Source organism: Chondromyces apiculatus DSM 436, from assembly GCF_000601485.1.
Taxonomy (GTDB): domain Bacteria; phylum Myxococcota_A; class Polyangia; order Polyangiales; family Polyangiaceae; genus Chondromyces; species Chondromyces apiculatus.
This window is the reverse complement of record NZ_ASRX01000044.1, coordinates 65,185-81,794: the sequence shown is the minus strand read 5'-3', so window position 1 is coordinate 81,794 and position 16,610 is coordinate 65,185. Positions and strand designations below refer to the sequence as shown.

At 71.0% G+C, this 16,610-nt stretch carries 12 protein-coding genes; 3 read left to right on the top strand and 9 right to left on the bottom strand.

Annotation, left to right across the window (positions count from 1 at the left end):
* The first annotated feature begins 97 nt into the window (after positions 1-97).
* Positions 98-865, top strand: coding sequence for a phosphoadenylyl-sulfate reductase (locus CAP_RS25875; protein ID WP_044245735.1), 768 nt, complete (start codon positions 98-100; stop codon positions 863-865).
* Here CAP_RS25875 and CAP_RS25870 read toward each other — a convergent pair.
* Complete coding sequence (locus tag CAP_RS25870; protein WP_063748756.1) at positions 841-1,533, bottom strand: hypothetical protein; 693 nt, start codon at positions 1,531-1,533, stop codon at positions 841-843. The two genes, CAP_RS25875 and CAP_RS25870, sit on opposite strands and share 25 nt — an antisense overlap.
* Positions 1,534-1,645: 112 nt before the next feature.
* On the opposite strand from CAP_RS25870, the gene CAP_RS25865 reads away from it, so the two are divergent.
* Positions 1,646-2,263: a TetR/AcrR family transcriptional regulator gene (locus tag CAP_RS25865; RefSeq protein WP_231511696.1), complete on the top strand. Its 618-nt coding sequence runs from the start codon at positions 1,646-1,648 to the stop codon at positions 2,261-2,263.
* Here the strand turns inward: CAP_RS25865 and CAP_RS25860 are convergent.
* From CAP_RS25860 to CAP_RS25850, 3 genes are all read right to left on the bottom strand, one after another.
* Entirely contained in the window at positions 2,253-4,511 is a 2,259-nt protein-coding gene (locus CAP_RS25860) for a molybdopterin oxidoreductase family protein (RefSeq protein ID WP_044245732.1), read from the bottom strand. The two genes, CAP_RS25865 and CAP_RS25860, sit on opposite strands and share 11 nt — an antisense overlap.
* Before the next feature lie 78 nt (positions 4,512-4,589).
* A complete protein-coding gene (locus tag CAP_RS25855) occupies positions 4,590-5,609 on the bottom strand; it encodes an LLM class flavin-dependent oxidoreductase (protein WP_044245729.1) in 1,020 nt (339 codons plus the stop codon).
* Between the two features lies 1 nt (position 5,610).
* Positions 5,611-7,056: an aminotransferase-like domain-containing protein gene (locus tag CAP_RS25850; protein WP_044245727.1), complete on the bottom strand. Its 1,446-nt coding sequence runs from the start codon at positions 7,054-7,056 to the stop codon at positions 5,611-5,613.
* 154 nt (positions 7,057-7,210) lie between these two features.
* On the opposite strand from CAP_RS25850, the gene yedA reads away from it, so the two are divergent.
* Positions 7,211-8,245 (top strand): drug/metabolite exporter YedA, encoded by a 1,035-nt coding sequence (gene yedA / locus CAP_RS25845; RefSeq protein WP_231511695.1) that lies wholly within the window; start codon positions 7,211-7,213, stop codon positions 8,243-8,245.
* A 132-nt stretch (positions 8,246-8,377) separates the two neighbouring features.
* Here yedA and CAP_RS25840 read toward each other — a convergent pair whose 3' ends face one another.
* The 5 genes from CAP_RS25840 to acnA form a co-directional block, all read right to left on the bottom strand.
* A complete protein-coding gene (locus CAP_RS25840) occupies positions 8,378-8,833 on the bottom strand; it encodes a universal stress protein (RefSeq protein ID WP_044245724.1) in 456 nt (151 codons plus the stop codon).
* Between the two features lie 222 nt (positions 8,834-9,055).
* Positions 9,056-10,072 carry a hypothetical protein gene (locus tag CAP_RS25835; protein ID WP_044245722.1) on the bottom strand — a complete coding sequence of 339 codons (1,017 nt, stop codon included), beginning with the start codon at positions 10,070-10,072 and terminating at the stop codon, positions 9,056-9,058.
* A 29-nt stretch (positions 10,073-10,101) separates the two neighbouring features.
* Positions 10,102-12,306 carry an ATP-binding response regulator gene (locus tag CAP_RS25830; protein WP_231511700.1) on the bottom strand — a complete coding sequence of 735 codons (2,205 nt, stop codon included), beginning with the start codon at positions 12,304-12,306 and terminating at the stop codon, positions 10,102-10,104.
* A 5-nt stretch (positions 12,307-12,311) separates the two neighbouring features.
* Positions 12,312-13,613 carry a serine--tRNA ligase gene (gene serS, locus CAP_RS25825; protein ID WP_044245719.1) on the bottom strand — a complete coding sequence of 434 codons (1,302 nt, stop codon included), beginning with the start codon at positions 13,611-13,613 and terminating at the stop codon, positions 12,312-12,314.
* A 41-nt stretch (positions 13,614-13,654) separates the two neighbouring features.
* The gene (acnA, locus tag CAP_RS25820; RefSeq protein ID WP_044245716.1) at positions 13,655-16,396 is read right to left on the bottom strand and encodes an aconitate hydratase AcnA; all 2,742 of its coding nucleotides are present in this window, start codon (positions 16,394-16,396) and stop codon (positions 13,655-13,657) included.
* Positions 16,397-16,610 lie beyond the last annotated feature (214 nt).

Here is a 16,610-nt window from a genome sequence, read left to right as displayed (position 1 = left end):
TGCGTGTTCATCGAGGTCCGCTCAGCCGCGCGACGCTGCGTCATCCCGGGAGGCGGGAGCGCCCCCGCCATGGAGCGCCAGGGCGAGAGGGGCGCGGATGAAGATCACCCACGCTGATCTGGACGCGCTCAACCGGCGCTTCGAGGGGAGCCCGCCGAGGGCGATCCTGCGCTTCGTGCACGAGGTGTTCGGGGAGCGCGCTGCCATCCTGAGCAGCATGCAGCGGGCGGGGACGGCGCTGTGCCACCTGGCCGATCGCGCGGGTCTCGACCTGGACGTGCTCTTCGTGGACACCGGCGTGCTGCACGCCGAGACGCTGGCCACCCGGGACACGCTCGCGGCGACGCACCCGCACCTGCGGGTGCACACGCTGCAGCCGGAGCACGGGTTCCTGGAGCAGACGCGGCGGGAGGGGCTCCTGTACATCACGAAGGAGGGCCAGGAGCGGTGCTGCGAGCTGCGCAAGTCGGCGCCGCTGCTCGCGGCGCGAGGCAAGTACGACGTGCTGATCGGCGCGCTGCGCAGGGACGAGGGCGGCGCGCGCGCGGGGGTGAAGCCGTTCGCGCTGGACGTCGAGATGAACGCGCTGCGCGCCCACCCTTTCGCGTCCTTCACGCGCGAGGAGCTCGACGCCTACATCACCGAGCACCCGGATGTGGTCGTGAACCCGCTGCACCTGATGGGGTTCCCCACCATCGGCTGCTTTCCGTGCACCACGCCGGTGCTCCCCGACGAACCGGAGCGCGCCGGCCGGTGGCGGCACCTGGCCAGCGTGGCTTACTGCGGCATCAACCCCACGGACCGCGGCGCGCCTGGTGAGGAGGTGGTGCTCGACGATCGCTACGCGGCCGCGCTCCTCGGCTGAGAGGAGGGCGCGGAGGACGTGGGAGGCGCGGGGGCGCGCTCGCTCTGCGTGCGCTCGACGGGCTTGCCGCGCTCGGAGCGTCGGAACAGGCCGGCCAGCACCAGCGGGGGGCTCACCACGACGAGCGCGGCGAGGGAGGGGACCGCGAGGACTGCGCCAGCGAGCGTGGCCAGGATGAAGAGGGGGAGATCGGAGGCACGCGCCTCGATCGGCTGGTCGAGCCCGCACTCCGCGCGCACCTCGGCGATGGTCTTGTCGAGCAGCGCCTCGTAGTCGCGGCCGTAGAGCGAGGAGGCGCGACGCCCGCGCACGAAGGCCCGGAAGGCGCGCCGCGGGAGGCCGAGGGCACCGGCGGCGAGGCCGCCCAGGTTGAGGTGCCACGCTGCCCAGAAGCCGCGGCAGCCCGCGCCGACCTCCCAGGCTGCGATCTCGAACTCACCCGTCGCCTGGTCGGCGCGGTAGCCGGTGATCAGGTGGTGCATGTCGTGGTAGCGCACGGCCCGCAAGCGCCCGGGGGTGTTGGGGAAGGGCATGGGGATGGGCCCCAGCTTGAAGTCGACCCAGGCGTCGCCATATCCGCCATCCTCGCCAAAGCCGTTCTCGGCGAAGTAGAGGGGGAGCGCCGCGCGGAGGGACAGGGATGGGTCGTAACTCGCGACAGAGGACATGGGAGGGACCTCGCTTTTCGTGACCTGAGTCAATTATGACCATGGTCATGGTGGCGTCAAGAGCCTGTTCTTTCTATTCGTGCGCCTGAATCCTGGTATGCCGAAGATGAGCATGGTCAGTGAACGTAAGGGCAACCGGCGCGCGCAGCAGAAGCTCGACAAGCGGGAGCGCATCCGCCAGGCCGCGTGGGAGCTGTTCACCACGGTGGGTTACGAGGAGACCACCACGAAGCAGGTGGCGGCGGCGGCGGACGTGGCCACGGGGACGCTCTTTCTCTATGCGCGCGACAAGCGCGACCTCCTCTGCTTGGTGATGCACGACCGGCTCGGGGGGGTGGTCGACGCGCGCTTCCAGACGGTACCGCGGCAGGCGCCGCTGCTCGATCAGCTCATGCACCTGTTCCGCGGCCTCTTCGAGATGTACGGCGAGCACCCCGCGCTGTCGGCGGCGTTCATCCGGCACTATCCGGGCGCGGATGGGCCGAACGGGCAGCAGCTCAACGCGCTGACGTCCAAGTTCCTCTACCTGATCAGTCAGCTCGTGCTCGACCAGCAGGCGCGCGGGGAGGTGGGGGCCGACGTCGAGCCGCTCCTGGCCGCGGCCAACATCTTCTCGCTCTACTTCGGCGCGCTGGCGTCGTGGATGACCGGCTTCATGTCGCTGGAGGACGCGCTCGATCCAGGTCTCCGGCGCGCGCTGGCGCTGCAGATCCGCGGCTTCAGGCCGTGATGTCCGGGGGCCTGGTCCCGCCGTCCGCCGGCTGGGGCCCTGGCGCCGCGGCCTCGACCTGCACGGGCACGCCGTTCAGGGCTGCGTTGCCGGTGAGCGCGTCGAGCGCGTGCTCGTCCGTCAGGTCGTTGACGCTGACGCCCGCGTGCCGGGAGGCGACGCCGAGCCTGATGCCGGCGCGGTCGTGGCCCCAGCCGTGCGGGATGCTGATCACGCCGGGCATGATCTCGTCGCTGATCTCGAGGGCGACCTCGACGCTGCCGACGCGCGAGGACACCCGGATGCGCTGACCGTTCGTCAGGCTGCGTCGCGCTGCGTCCTCGGGGTGCATCAGGGCGGTGCAGCGGTCACGGCCCTTCACGAGGCGGTGGCTGTTGTGCATCCAGGAGTTGTTGCTGCGGAGCTGGCGTCGGCCGATGAGCATGAGCGCGCCGCTCGCGGAGGTCCCGGGGGCCCCGAGGGCGTCGGGGGCGTCGGGGGCGTCGGATGGGAAGGTCGCCTCGACGCGCGCGAGGTCCTGCAGGAGAGGCTCGGGGGCGAGGTGGATGCGCTTGTCCGGGGTGATCAGGCGCTCCGGGAGGCAAGGGGCGAGCGGGCCGAGGTCGATGCCGTGAGGGGCGCGCTCCAGCGCGCCGAGCGACAGGCTGTCGCGCAGGCCTCTGCGCACGCCGTAGGGTCCGGTGCGGAGGCCGAGGTCGAGGACGTGCCGGGGCGTGAGCCGGCGGAGCACGGCCTTGCGCGCGCCCGCGGCGAGGCGGCCCTGGAGCCCGGGCCGCGCCTCCATGCGGGCCGTGAGCTCGCCGAGGATCTGCCAGTCGTGCCGGGCGTCGTCCGCGGGGGCGAAGAGCGCGGGCGCGAACTTGGCCGTGTTGCGGACGGCGAGCACGTGGAAGATGAGGTCGTAGTGGTCGCGCTCCAGCGGGCCGGTGGGCGGCAGGATGAGGTGCGCGTGCCGGGTGGTTTCGTTGATGTAGAAGTCGATGCTCGCCATGAAGTCGAGCGAGGCGAGCGCGTCGTCCAGGCGCCGGCCGTTGGGGGTGGAGAGGACGGGGTTGCCGGCGGCCGTGACGAGCGCGCGGATCTGGCCCGCGCCCTCGGTGAGGATCTCGTCGGCCAGGGTGGCGACGGGGAACTCGCCGCTGAACTCGGGCAGGCCGCGCACGCGGCTCCTCCGGCGGTCGTGGTGGCCGCGCAGGGACGAGCGGGCGCTCATGCCCACGATGTCGATGGCGGGCAGGGTGAACATCGCGCCTCCTTCGCGATCGAGGCTGCCCGTGACCACGTTGAGGGCGTTGACGAGCCAGATGCAGAGGCCACCGAAGGGCTGGGTGCTCGCGCCCATGCGGGCGTAGACGGTGGCGCGCGGGGTCGAGGCGAACTCGCGCGCGAGGCGGCGGATGACCTCCGCGGGCACGCCGGTGGTCGCCGCGGCGCGCTCCGGTGGGAAGGGGCGCACGGCCTGCTCCAGCGTGGGGAGCCCCTCCACGAAGCCCGCGAGCCGCCCGGGCGCGGCGAGGGACGAGGCGAAGATCTCGTGGAGCAAGGCGAGGAGCAAGAGCACGTCCGTGCCGGGGCGGATGAAGTGGTGCTCGTCGGCGCGCTCGGCCGTCTCGGTGCGGCGCGGGTCGACCACCACGACGCGGCCGCCCCGGTCGCGGATGGCCTGGAGGCGCCTGGGCATCCCGGGCGCGCTCATGAGGCTGCCGTTCGAGACCACCGGGTTCGCGCCGATCACCAGGAAGAAGTCGGTGCGGTCGACGTCGGGGATAGGCACGAGGAGCTGATGGCCGAACATGAGCAGCGCCGCGAGCTGGTGGGGGAGCTGGTCGACCGAGGTGGCGGAGAAGCGGTTCCTGGTGCGCAGGCTGCGCAAGAAGGGTGGGCCGAAGAGCAGGGCACCGATGCTGTGCACGCTGGGGTTGCCCGCGTAGAAGCCGACGGCGTCGCGCCCGTGCCGCGCCTGGATGTCCTTGAGGCGCGCCGCCACCTCGTCGAAGGCCTCGTCCCACCCCACGCGCTCCCATCCGCCCTTCACCCGGCGGACAGGGTGACGGAGGCGGTCCGGGTCCTCGTGGATGTCCTGCAGTCCGGTGGCCTTGGGGCAGAGGTAGCCCTGGCTGAAGGGGTCCGCCTTGTCGCCGCGGATCGCGATCACCCGCTCCCCCTCGGTCTCGATCTCGACGCCGCACATGGCCTCGCAGAGCGAGCAGGTGCGGTGATGGAGCCGTGCGTCGGGCGAGGTGCTCATCGGCGGAGGATCTCACGGGATTGCCGGGTCCACAACGCACGGACCGGGGGGCCCAGCCGCGCGCCGACGCTGCAGCGCTCAGGCCTGGCGCGCTTCTTCCAGGCCGAAGGCTTCCGCCAGCCACGTGTACGAACGCTGCCGCACGGCGGGGTCGTGGGTGATGGTCACCGCCAGCAGCTCGCGCACGCCGTAAGCCTCCGTGAGCGCGCCCAGCGCATCGCGCACCGTGGCGGGTGTGCCGGTCACGGTCTGGTCGAGCCGCGCTTCGATCAAGGCGGTCTCGTCTGGCGTCCAGGTGGGCCGCTGCGCCTCCACCTCGTCCGGGCTGGGGAAGGTGCCTCCTTCGCCTTGCACCAGGCGGGTCCCCCAGCAGGCCGAGGGTATCGCGAGCTGCCGCGCCTCGGCAGCGCTCTCCGCACACACGACGGACACCGCGATGGCGCCCCGGGGCTCGCGGAGCCACGGCGAAGGGCGGAAGCGGCGCCGGTACACGTCCATGGCCTCCTCGCCGCCGGGGTAGAAGAAGTGGGCGTAGCAGAAGGAGATGCCTTGCTCCGCGGCGCGCTCGGCGCTCTCGACGCCGGAGCCGAGGAGCCAGACCTCGGGCGCGCCACCGCCACCCGGCACGGCGCGGACGCGGTGGAAGGGGTGCGCGGGATCGAGGCGTTCGAAGAGGAAGTCGAGCAGGAGCCGGAGCTTCTCGTCGAAGGCCGGTCCCTCCAGCTCGGAGGTGCCGAGCGCGCGCGCTGCCCGCGGCATTCCGCCAGCGGCGCGTCCGACGCCGAGGTCGACCCGGCCGGGGTGGAGGATCTCCAGCATCCGGAAGCACTCGGCCACCTTGAGGGGGCTGTAGTTGGGCAGCATCACGCCGCCGGAGCCGACCCGGATGCGGCGCGTCTCCATGGCCACGCGGCCGATGAGGATCTCCGGGACGGAGCCCGCGAAGCCGCCGGCGCTGTGGTGCTCGGAGAACCAGTACCGCTGGTAGCCGAGGCGGTCGGCGAGGCGGGCGAGGGCCAGCGTCTCGGCGATGGACTCCGCGGCGGTGCTTCCGGTGCGGATGGGGGATTGGTCGAGGATGCCGAGGGACAGGTCCATCTCAGCTCCCCACCATCTCTCCTGCAAGCCGCCCCAGGGTGCGCACGCCGTGGTCCAGGAGATCCGACCAGGGGAAGCCGCAGTTGAGCCGCACGCAGTGGAGGAAGCGGTGCTTCGCGGAGAAGAGTGGCCCCGGCGCGACGCTGATCCCGCGGTCGAGGGCGCGGTCGTGCAGGTCGAGCGCGCTCACGCCGGTGGGCATCTCCACCCACAGCACGAAGCCACCCGAGGGGCGCGCCACGCGCGTGCCCGCGGGGAAATGCTCCGCGACCGCCTCGCTCACCCGGGCCACCTGCGCCGCGAGCCGGCGCCGCAGGGCGCGCAGGTGGTGGTCGTAGCCGCCCTCGTCGAGCAGCTCCGCGACGGCCATCTGCGTCAGGGTCGGTGAAGCCACGGTCTGCGCGAACTTGAGCTGCTCCACGGTGTCGCGGAACCTGCCGGGGGCGACCCAGCCCACGCGGTAGCCAGGCGCCAGGGTCTTCGAGAAGGAGGAGCACAGCATCACCAGGCCGTGCCGATCGAAGGACTTCGCCACCCGCGGGCGCACGTCGCCGAAGTGGAGGTCGCCGTGGATGTCGTCCTCGATGAGGGGGATCTCGCGCCGCGCGAGCATCGCTACCAGCCGCTCCTTGGCCTCGTCGGGCATCAGCGCGCCGAGGGGGTTGCTGAAGTTGGGGACAGCCAGCACGGCCTTGATGGCGTGCCGACCGAGCGCCTCCTCGAGGACGTCGAGGTCCATGCCGGCGCGCGGATGGGAGGGGATCTCCACGGCGCGAATGCCCAGGCTCTCGATGAGCTGGAGCAGGCCGAAGTAGGTGGGGGACTCGATGGCGATGGTGTCACCGCGCCGCGCCACGGCCTTCAAGCAGAGGTGCAGCGCTTCCATGGCGCCGATGGTGGTCACGATGTCGTCCGGGCCGAGCGCGCAGCCCCAGTCGACCGAGCGACGAGCGATCTGGCGCCGGAGCGCGGGCAGTCCGGGCGGCGGGTCGTACGCCACGCCTGCTCCGCCGGCGCTCCGGGCGATGGCGGCGAGGATGCGGTTCAGCTTGTCGGTGGGGAGCAGCTCGGGGCTCGGGCTGGCGGCGCCGAAGGGCACGATGCTCGGATCGCGCGAGGCGCTGTACACCCGCGCGGCCACGCTGCGCACGCTCACCTTGCAGGCGGTGGTGGTGGGGCGCGGCAGGCGCGGCTCGGGCGGGAGGGGGGCGCGGCGCGCGCGGACGTAGTGGCCGGACTGGGGTCGCGCTTCGACGAGGCCACGGTCTTCGAGGCCGAGGTACGCCTGCACCACCGTCGCCACGCTCACGCCGCGCTGCCGGCTGAGCCGCCGCACGGAGGGCAGGCGGTCGCCCTGGCGCAGGGTGCCAGCCTCGATGAGCGCCGCCATCTCGGCCATGACCTGCTCGTACAGGTGGCCATCCGCTGCAGAGCTGCTCGCTTGCATGGTCCTGAAGTGTACCGCTCCCCCACAAGGGCTCACCAGTACAGCCGAGTCTCGTCCCCGCCGACACAGTACGGATGAGCGCCGAACTGTACTGGTGACAATGAGGGCTTGCTGGCTCTGTGCTGGTCCGGGATCCAGGACCAAGCTGGCGCCCATGCAGACGTCGGCAGGAGGCATGGGGGGGATCGCTCCTGGGTGCAGCTCCCCGGCAACCCAGGTGGAGGTGCCGGCGCCAGGGGCTCCACCGTCGCTGACCCCTCCTGCGCCGGGCGCCGTGAGCCATCGCCTCTTGATCGGGGGGTCCCTCGCGGCGCTGTACCTGATCTGGGGCTCCACGTACTTCGCGATGAAGGTGGCGCTGGAGACGCTGCCGCCTTTCCTGATGGCGTCGGTGCGCTTCATCCTCGCGGGGGGTCTGCTCTACGGGGGGCTGCGGCTCAGCGGCGCCCCGAACCCCACCGGGCAGCAGTGGATCTCCGCCGCGCGCACCGGCGTGCTGCTCCTCGCGTGTGGCAACGGCTTCGTCGCGGTCGGCCAGCGCTGGGTCAGCTCCGGGTTTGCAGCGGTGGTGGTGGCGACCATGCCCCTGTGGATGGCGCTCATCTCGACCTTCCACGCCCTCCGCGGAGTCCCCGGGGCGCAGCGGCCCTCGCGGGGTGAGTGGACAGGGCTGCTCGTGGGCTTCGCCGGCGCGGCGCTGCTCCAGGCCGGGGGTGAGCTGCGCGCGGCGCACCCCGCGGCGCTGGTGATCCTGCTCGCCCCGGTGTGCTGGGCGTTCGGCTCGCTGCAGAGCCGCACCTTGCCCATGCCCGCAGGGCCCATGGCCAACGCCGCCCAGATGCTCACCGGCGGCGCGGTCATGCTCGTGGTGAGCTTCGCGCTCGGGGAGCCCTTCCCCACCGCGCCGTCGACGCGCTCGTTGCTCGCCGTCGGTTACCTGATCGTCTTCGGATCCATCGTGGCGTTCAGCGCGTACGGGTTCCTCCTGCGGCACGCGCGCCCGGCCGTCGCCACGAGCTATGCCTACGTGAACCCGCTGGTGGCGATCGTCCTCGGGGCGATGCTCGCTGGAGAGCTGGTCGCCACGTCAACCTGGGTGGCAGCGGGGATCATCCTGGCCGGCGTGGCCATCGTGGCGCAGGCCCGCGCCGCTGCGCCCGCGTCTCACCGGGCGCCCGCGCAGCGCTGACGGCGCCACGATGCCTACGGCCCCTCGGGGTGGCGCTGCCATGGAGAGGCGCTGCCATGGAGAGGCGCTGCCTCGTCCCTCAGCGCCGCGCTGCTACTGCGCCCCGCGGCCGGCCGTCCCTCCGCGCCGCGCTCACGCCTGCTTCGCGACGCGCTCACGCACCACGAGCACCGAGCGATCGGCGTGGTTGACGACCCGCGAGGCCGTCGTGCCGAGCAGCTTGTCGATGCCGTGGTAGCCGTGGGAGCCGATCACGATCAGGTCGGCGCCCACCGCCTGGGCCTCGTCGCAGATCACCTGCCAGGCCACGCCCGTACGCACCTCCACGCCGTGCAAGTACTCCGCGGGGACCGCGGCCGCGCGCCGGGCCAGCTCCTCCCGCGCCACGCGCGCCAGGATCTCCGGAACGTCGTTCGGGGTCGCGCCGAGCGCCTCGGCGGGGATCTCGTGCGGGATGCCCACCGCGCGCACCAGGAGCAGCTTCCCGCCGAGCTTCTGCGCCAGATCGATCCCCTCTTCCAGAACGCCTGCCGCCCGGCTGGAGGTGTCCAGCGCGACCACGATGATCTTGGGGTGCTTGAGGCTCATGTCTCGCTCTCCTTTTCCGGCGTTCCAGCCATCACGACGCCATCGCCACAGGGGGACTCGCCCCCTCGCCGCGCAGCAGGGTAGGGGGAGCGCGGGCTCACGTCCACGCGCGCTTTCCAGCAAGGGCGACGGCGCCGCTGGAGGCGCACGCTGGAGCGCGCATGCTGGAGCGCGCGCGCTGGAACCCATTGACCGGAGCGGGCGAAAGCCCTGCGGTGTGCGTCAGGCCCGGATGGGAACGCCGTGAGTCCGGTCCTCGGTGAGGATCTCGAACGCCGCGCGCCTCGTGGCCCGCAGCGTCTCCACGCCGAGGAGCCGCCCGCCGCGCTTGCGGCGCAGGGTGAGCGTGCACGAGGCGATCTTGGTGTTGAGGCAGTCCTTGTCACCTCCCGGGGGGTTGTCGTACCGCAGCCCCACGAAGTCTCCGCCCTCGGCCTCGATGGAGCCCTCCACGGCCGCCCGCGCATCCTCGGCTTCGACATGGAAGGAGAAGCCCTGCACCGATCCCGCGTTTCGCAGTGACTGGCGCACGGAACGCAGCGCTATCTCCTCGCCCGCGTGCCGCAGCACCAGCGGCGTCATCGGAGGCGTCCACACCGGCCCGAACCTGAGGCGCGCGGTGGCCACCTCCAGGAAGGTCCCCGGCGCTCCATCGAAGCCCGCCACCTGCGCCCAGGTGTACCGGTCGGTGTGGCGTGTGCCCCAGTTGTGGTTCTGGCTGCCCAGCCATCCGTCGACCGGGATCTCGCGCGAGCCTGCGCGCAGCACGCCGCGGTAGGTGCAGAGGGGCACGCTGACCAGGCTCTTTGCCCTCGGGAGGCGCGCCGCGTAGAGGGCAGGGGGCAGGAGGAAGAGAGGTCTCTCGCCACCTTCCCAGGAGAGCGCCCACGCCATCGGCTCGCTGCCTGCATCGCCCGCCCCGATCTCTCCGGTCATCTCGCCGGGAGCGAGGAGCGCGTCGCCCACGCGCACGGAGAAGCTGTCGCGCGCAAAAGTGCAGCGGCCTGCAAAGGGCACTTCCTGCTTGGCCACATGGTGCACGCCCGACTCGCCGTCGAACACGATGGCCCACAGCTCGCCTCGCGCGGCCTCGGGGTGCTTCGCAGGGCTGAACAGGGTGTAACGCACCCAGAACGCGAGCGGACGGGTGGGGTGATTGGCCCGCTGGAAGTAGCTCTCGTAGAAGCCCTCCTGCTGCCCCGCGTACCGCGCATGGTTCGCTCGCGCTTCGAGGTCCACGTCGCCTCCTCCCCCTTCAGCCGGACTCGTCACCTTCCCACGGGCGCGGTAGCTCCGACAGGATCGTCACCTTCAGACGGGTCGCCATCCTTGGACGGCGCGTCACCTTCGGGCGCGCTCTCGCCGCTCTGCTGGAGCAGGTCGGCAATGGCGCGCTCCAGGTCGTTGAGCGCGATGGGCTTGGCGATCTTCGGGTTGGGGACGCGCTCGACGAACTCCCGCGCGCGCTCGGTGAAGGCGCCGCCCGACATGAACGCCATCCGCGAGCGCAGGTGCGGGTAGCGCTCGCTCACGGCGTCGTAGAGGTCCATGCCGCTCATCTGGGGCATCAGGAGGTCGCAGATGATCGCGTCGATCTGACCGCCGCGCTTGCTCAGGAGCTCCAGGGCGGCCTCGCCGCTCGACGCCACCAGCACCTCGTGCTGGCCCTCGAAGCCTCGCGCGAAGGCGCTGAGGAGCATCGGCTCGTCGTCCACGAACAGCACGGTCGAGCGGCTTGCCGGCGGCGGTGGTTCGGGGAGGGGACGCGGCATGGGTATCTCCTCGGGGTCGAGCCCCATGATCCGGATGGTAAAGCATGTCCCCACCTCGGGGGTGCTCGTCGCCACCATGGTGCCGCGCTGCTCCTCCAGGATCTTGCGCGAGACCCACAGGCCAATGCCGGCGCGCGTGCTTTGCTCCTTGGTGGTGAAGAAGGGGTCGAAGATGTGCTCCAGGACCTCGGCGGTCATCCCTCGGCCGTTGTCCTCCACCTCGGCCTCGTGGATTCCGCCCTCGTAGCGCGTGGTCACCCGCACCACGTTCTCGTCGCGGGGCCGCCGCGGCATGGCCTGCGCCGCGTTCAGGAACAGGTTCACGAACACCTGGGACAGCCGGCCGGGGAAGCCGACGAGGGGCGGCATGTCGCCATAAGCGCGCTCGATCCGGCAGAGCTGGCTGAGCTGCGGGCCAGTCATCCGGAGCGCAAGCTCGATCACGTCGACGAGGTCGAGCCGCTCGGGACGGCGCTCGTTGCTGCTCGAGAAGACATTCAGGTCGGTCACGATGTCGCGCATGCGCTCGACGCCGGCGAGGGCCTCGTGGCAGGCGGTGTCGATGGACTCGGCCTCGCGGAGCAGCTCTGCGTCGAACTCGAGCCGGCAGCCCACGGCGAGGAGGTGCACCGAGGCCATCCGGATCTGTTCGAGGTTCGCCATGACCCACGCGAGGGGGTTGTTCAGCTCGTGGGCGACGCTGGCGGCCACCTGGCCGATCGAGGCGAGCTTCTCGCCGAGCAGGATCTGGGCGCGCCGCGCGACTTCGTCGGTGATGTCGCGCATCACCACGAGGAGCGCCTCGCCGCCGGAGAGCGGGGATAGGCGCACCGACATCTTGCGCGTCGAGCCATCACGGGCGGGGCAGCGGGTGGTCACCTCCTGACGGGCGACGCCGCTGAGGGCCGCGGTCACCGCGTCGCGCAGCGCCGGGGCATCGGCGGGCGTTGCCAGCTCCTCGAGCATCCTGCCGATCCACGACTCCGCTGGGCGGCCGAGCAGCGGCTCGATGCGGCCGTTGATCTGGGTGAGGCGGCCGCTCTTGTCGACCGTGGCCAGGACGTCGGTCGCCAGCTCGAAGATATCACGGTAGCGCTCCTCGGATTCCAGGAGCGCTCGCCGGGTATAGGCCTCCGCGAAGTGGTGCTCGAACTGGAGCACCAGCTCGTCGGAGGCGAGCAGTACGTCGAGCGTGGGGGGCAATGGCTCGTCCTGGGTGCCGACGTGCATCGTGTCGAGCACCCCGGCGACGGCCGCGCGGAACTGGGAGGCGACGAGGAGGGGGCTGCCCACCGCCGTGCCGCCGGAGAGCCGCTGCTCCACCAGCTCGCTCACCAGCGCTTCGAGGAGCAGCTCGCCGCCGGCCTCCAGGATCTCGGTGAAGGCACTGAGGCAGGCGCGGATGGTGTCCATCACCTCGGCCACCGGCCGGTCGGCGAAGCGCGTGCGCCCGGGCGGCAACGCGAGGACATTTTCCAGCCAGTCGTTCAGGAGCTCGTTGCGGTGCCGCGTGCAGATGGTGAGGAGCCAGTGGCGCGCCTGCGCGCGGGTCTTCTCGTCGCGCGAGATGCCGGCCCGCGACAGCGCGCGTGGGCCCGCGCTGCCAGTGCTCGCGCCGCTCCCGCCGCCCCCGCCGCTCTGGCGAGCCGTCCCCTCCGCCGCCTCCGCGGCGTCGTCAGCGCTGCTCGGCGGCGGGTTCATCGCGCTCACCGGCCCCGGATCACCTCGCAGCCCATGAAGGGCCGCAGGGCCTCGGGGACCACCACGCTGCCGTCGGCCTGCTGGTACTGCTCCAGCACGGCGATCAGCGTCCTGCCCACCGCGAGGCCGGAGCCGTTCAGGGTGTGCAGGAGGCGGGGCTTGCCCTTCGGCTCGGGGCGGTAGCGGATCTGGGCGCGGCGCGCCTGGTACTCGCCGAAGTTCGAGCAGCTCGAGATCTCGCGGTACACGCCCTGCGACGGGAGCCACACTTCGAGGTCGTAGGTCTTCTGCGAGATGGCGCCCATGTCGCCCGCGCAGAGGAGGGAGGTCCGGAAGTGGAGGCCGAGGCGCTTCAGCACCTCCTCGGCGTGGCTCGTGAGCAGCTCGTGCTGGGCGCTGGAGGTCTCGGGCGTGGTGAACCGCACGATCTCCACCTTGTCGAACTGGTGCTGGCGCACGAGGCCGCGCACGTCGCGCCCGTGGCTCCCGGCCTCGGCGCGGAAGCAGGGGGTGTAGGCGGCATAGGCGATGGGAAGCGAGGCGGCCTCCAGGATCTCGTCGGCGTGCAGGTTGGTCACCGGCACCTCGGCGGTCGGGATCAGGTAGAGGTCGTAGTTTCGCTCGGCGGAGCGACGCTCGATCTTGAACAGGTCCTCCTCGAACTTCGGGAGCTGGCCGGTGCCGAAGAGCGCGGAGTCCTTGACCATGAAGGGCGGCAGGACCTCCACGTAGCCCTGCTCGCGGGTGTGCAGGTCGAGCATGAAGTTGATGAGGGCGCGTTCGAGCCGAGCCCCGGCGCCGAAGAGCACGGTGAAGCGCGAGCCGGAGAGCTTCGCGGCGCGGTCGAAGTCGAGGATGCCGAGCCCCGTGCCGATGTCCCAGTGCGCCTTCGGGGTGAAGCTGAACTCTGGCTTCGTACCCCACGCGCGGACGACCACGTTGGCCGTCTCGTCGGCGCCATCGGGGACCGAGGGATCGGGGAGGTTGGGAACTGCCGCGACGAGCTCGGCGAGCTTCTTTTCGAGCTCACCGAGCTTGTGCTCGCCTTCCTTGATGCGCGTGCCGAGCGCCTTCAGGGCCTCGCGCTTCTCGGCGAAGTCGGTCGACTTCTTGTCGAGCTTGGCCATGGCCTCGCTCTCGGCGTTGCGCTGCTGCAGGAGGCCTTCGACCTCCTGCACGGCGGCCCGACGCGCGCGCACGGTCTCGGCGAAGTCGTCCCCGAGGGATGCAGCCGCCGCCGGGGAGCGGCGTCCGAGAGCGGCGCGGACCTCGTCGACGTGTTCGGCTACATAGCGGGGATCGAGCATGCTCCGGGCTCTAATCGAACCCGGAGCGGGCGTCAGCAGGATCAGCCGCCGAGGCTGCGCAGCACGAACTGGAGGATGCCCCCGTGCTGGTAGTAATCCACCTCGTTCGGCGTATCGATGCGGGTGAGCACCGTGAACGTCTTCAAGGCCCCGTCCTTGCCCGTGACCTTCACCTCAAGCTTCTTGCCGGGAGTGAGGCCCTCGGCGATCCCGCCGATGTCGAAGGTCTCGAGGCCGGTCAGGCCGAGGGACTGAGCGTCCTCGCCGTTCGTGAACTCGAGGGGCAGGACGCCCATGCCCACCAGGTTCGAGCGGTGGATGCGCTCGAAGCTCTTGGCGATGACGGCCCGCACGCCGAGGAGCATGGTGCCCTTCGCGGCCCAGTCGCGGGAGGAGCCGGTGCCGTACTCGGCGCCGGCGATGACCACGAGGGGGGTACCGTCCTGCTTGTAGCGCATGGCGGCGTCGTAGATGGTCGCCTTGTCGCCGCTCGGCACGTGCACGGTGATGCCGCCCTCCTCGCCCTGGCGGAGCAGGTTCTTCAGACGGATGTTGGCGAAGGTGCCGCGCATCATCACCTCGTGGTTGCCGCGGCGGGCGCCGTAGGAGTTGAACTCCTCGGGTTTGACGCCATGCTCCTGGAGGTACTTCGCCGCCGGGCTGCTCTTCGAGATGTTGCCGGCGGGCGAGATGTGGTCGGTGGTCACGGAGTCGCCGAGGAGCGCGAGGACGTTCGCCTTGGTGATGTCGGTGAGCGGCGCCGGCTCCCTGGACAGATCGTCGAAGAAGGGCGGGCGACGCACGTAGGTGGAGTCGTCCTGCCAGGCGAAGGTCTGGCCCTCGGGGACGGAGAGCTTCTGCCAGGCCTCATCGCCGCGGAAGACGTCGGCGTACTCCTTCTGGAAGTGCTCGGACTTCACCGCCGTGCGGACCGCCTCGGTGACCTCGGCGGTGGTCGGCCAGATGTCCTTGAGGAACACCGGCTGGCCGTTGCGATCATGGCCGAGCGGCTCGTTGTACAGGTCGGCGTCGACGTCGCCGCGGAGGGCATACGCCACCACGAGCGGGGGTGACGCGAGGAAGTTCATCCGCACGAACTGGTTGATGCGGCCCTCGAAGTTGCGGTTTCCGGAGAGGACGCTGGCGACCACCAGGTCGTTGGCGCGCACGGTGTCGCCGACCACCTCGGGCAAGGGGCCGGAGTTGCCGATGCAGGTGGTGCACCCGTAGCCGACCAGGTGGAAGCCGAGCGCCTCCAGGTAGGGCGTGAGGCCCGCTTCGTTCAGGTAGTCGGTGACCACCTTGGAGCCCGGCGCGAGGGAGGTCTTCACCCAGGGCTTCACCTGGATGCCGCGCTCCACGGCCTTCTTGGCGAGGAGGCCTGCGCCCAGCATGACCGCGGGGTTCGAGGTGTTGGTGCAGGAAGTGATGGCGGCGACGACGACGGCGCCGTGACGGAGGGTGTACTTGTTGTCGCCCTGAACGATGTCGGCGGGGCGCATGATCTTTTCGAGGGCCGGGTGCTTGGCCGCCTCGCTCCCTGCGCCCTCGGAGAGGTAGCGCTCCACGGCCTCCTTGTCGGCCGCGCCGAAGTCCTTCTCCAGCATGCTCTGGAGGGAGGTGCGGAATGCGCGCTTCGCCTCGCGCAGGAGCACGCGATCCTGGGGGCGGCGGGGGCCCGCAAGCGAGGGCTGGATGTCGGCGAGGTCGAGCGAGAGGGTGTCGCTGAACTCGGGGTCGGGGGTCTCGTCGGTGCGGAACATGCCCTGCGCCTTGCAGTAGACCTCGCAGAGGTCCACGGCCTCGGGCGAGCGGCCGGTGAAGCGGAGGTAGGAGAGGGTCTCCTGGTCCACGGGGAAATAGCCGATGGTGGCGCCGTACTCGGGCGCCATGTTCGCGAGCGTGGCGCGGTCCGGCAGCGAGAGGGCGGAGAGGCCAGGGCCGTAGAACTCCACGAACTTTCCGACGACCTTCTTCTGCCGCAGCATCTGGGTGACGGTGAGCACGAGGTCGGTGGCGGTGGCGCCCTCGGGCAGGCTGCCGGAGAGGCGGAAGCCGACCACCTCGGGGATGAGCATCGACATCGGCTGGCCGAGCATGGAGGCCTCGGCCTCGATGCCGCCCACGCCCCAGCCGACGACGCCGAGGCCGTTGATCATGGTGGTGTGGGAATCGGTGCCGACCAGCGTGTCGAAGTAGGCCATGCCCGCCTCGTTGCGCATGACGCAGGAGGCGAGGTGCTCCAGGTTGATCTGGTGGCAGATGCCCTGGCCGGGGGGCACGACGCGGAAGTTCATGAAGGCCTGGCTGCCCCAGCGGAGGAAGTTGTAGCGCTCGACGTTGCGCTCGAACTCGAGCTCCTCGTTCTGCCGCACGGCGAGGCCGGTGGCGAACCGGTCGACCTGCACGGAGTGGTCGATCACCAGATCGGCCGGCTGGAGGGGGTTGATGCGGGTGGGGTCACCACCGAGCTTGGCGAGGGCCTCGCGCATGGCGGCGAGGTCGGCGACGGCGGGGACGCCCGTGAAGTCCTGCAGGAGCACGCGCGCGGGGTGGAAGTTGATCTCCTGGGTGGGCTTCTTCTTCGGAGCCCAGTTGAGGATGGCCTCGATGTGCTCGCGGCGGACAACGCGGCCATCCTCGTGGCGGAGGAGGTTCTCCAAGAGAACGCGGAGCGAGAACGGGAGCCGCTCGACCGCCGTGCCGGTCTTGGTGACGTTGAAGTAGGTGTGGGTGTTGCCGTGATTGAGAAGGGTGCTCTTCGTGCCGAAGCTGTCGACCATGCGCGGCCTCCGTGGACCTAAGCGGTGCCCAGCATCACCGGGCAGACGGCGCTTTTGTAGGGGCATCCGCGCCGCCAGGAAAGCGCTAATGCGGTGTGGCTTCGATCCCGGGCCGGAGGTGCCGCGCTGCGCTGGGGAATGACCCTCCGTCATCACGGCGCGCCGCGCCGCGCCGCACCGCGCCTCCGAAGCTCGGGGGGTGTGGAACCGTGAA

Coding starts and splice junctions, on each gene's coding strand:
- yedA (WP_231511695.1), top strand. CDS start 7,211: ATGCAGACGTCGGCAGGAGGCATGGGGGGGATCGCTCCTGGGTGCAGC.
- CAP_RS25855 (WP_044245729.1), bottom strand. CDS start 5,609: ATGGACCTGTCCCTCGGCATCCTCGACCAATCCCCCATCCGCACCGGA.
- CAP_RS25830 (WP_231511700.1), bottom strand. CDS start 12,306: ATGAACCCGCCGCCGAGCAGCGCTGACGACGCCGCGGAGGCGGCGGAG.
- CAP_RS25860 (WP_044245732.1), bottom strand. CDS start 4,511: ATGAGCACCTCGCCCGACGCACGGCTCCATCACCGCACCTGCTCGCTC.
- acnA (WP_044245716.1), bottom strand. CDS start 16,396: ATGGTCGACAGCTTCGGCACGAAGAGCACCCTTCTCAATCACGGCAAC.
- CAP_RS25850 (WP_044245727.1), bottom strand. CDS start 7,056: ATGCAAGCGAGCAGCTCTGCAGCGGATGGCCACCTGTACGAGCAGGTC.
- CAP_RS25865 (WP_231511696.1), top strand. CDS start 1,646: ATGGTCAGTGAACGTAAGGGCAACCGGCGCGCGCAGCAGAAGCTCGAC.
- CAP_RS25870 (WP_063748756.1), bottom strand. CDS start 1,533: ATGTCCTCTGTCGCGAGTTACGACCCATCCCTGTCCCTCCGCGCGGCG.
- serS (WP_044245719.1), bottom strand. CDS start 13,613: ATGCTCGATCCCCGCTATGTAGCCGAACACGTCGACGAGGTCCGCGCC.
- CAP_RS25840 (WP_044245724.1), bottom strand. CDS start 8,833: ATGAGCCTCAAGCACCCCAAGATCATCGTGGTCGCGCTGGACACCTCC.
- CAP_RS25875 (WP_044245735.1), top strand. CDS start 98: ATGAAGATCACCCACGCTGATCTGGACGCGCTCAACCGGCGCTTCGAG.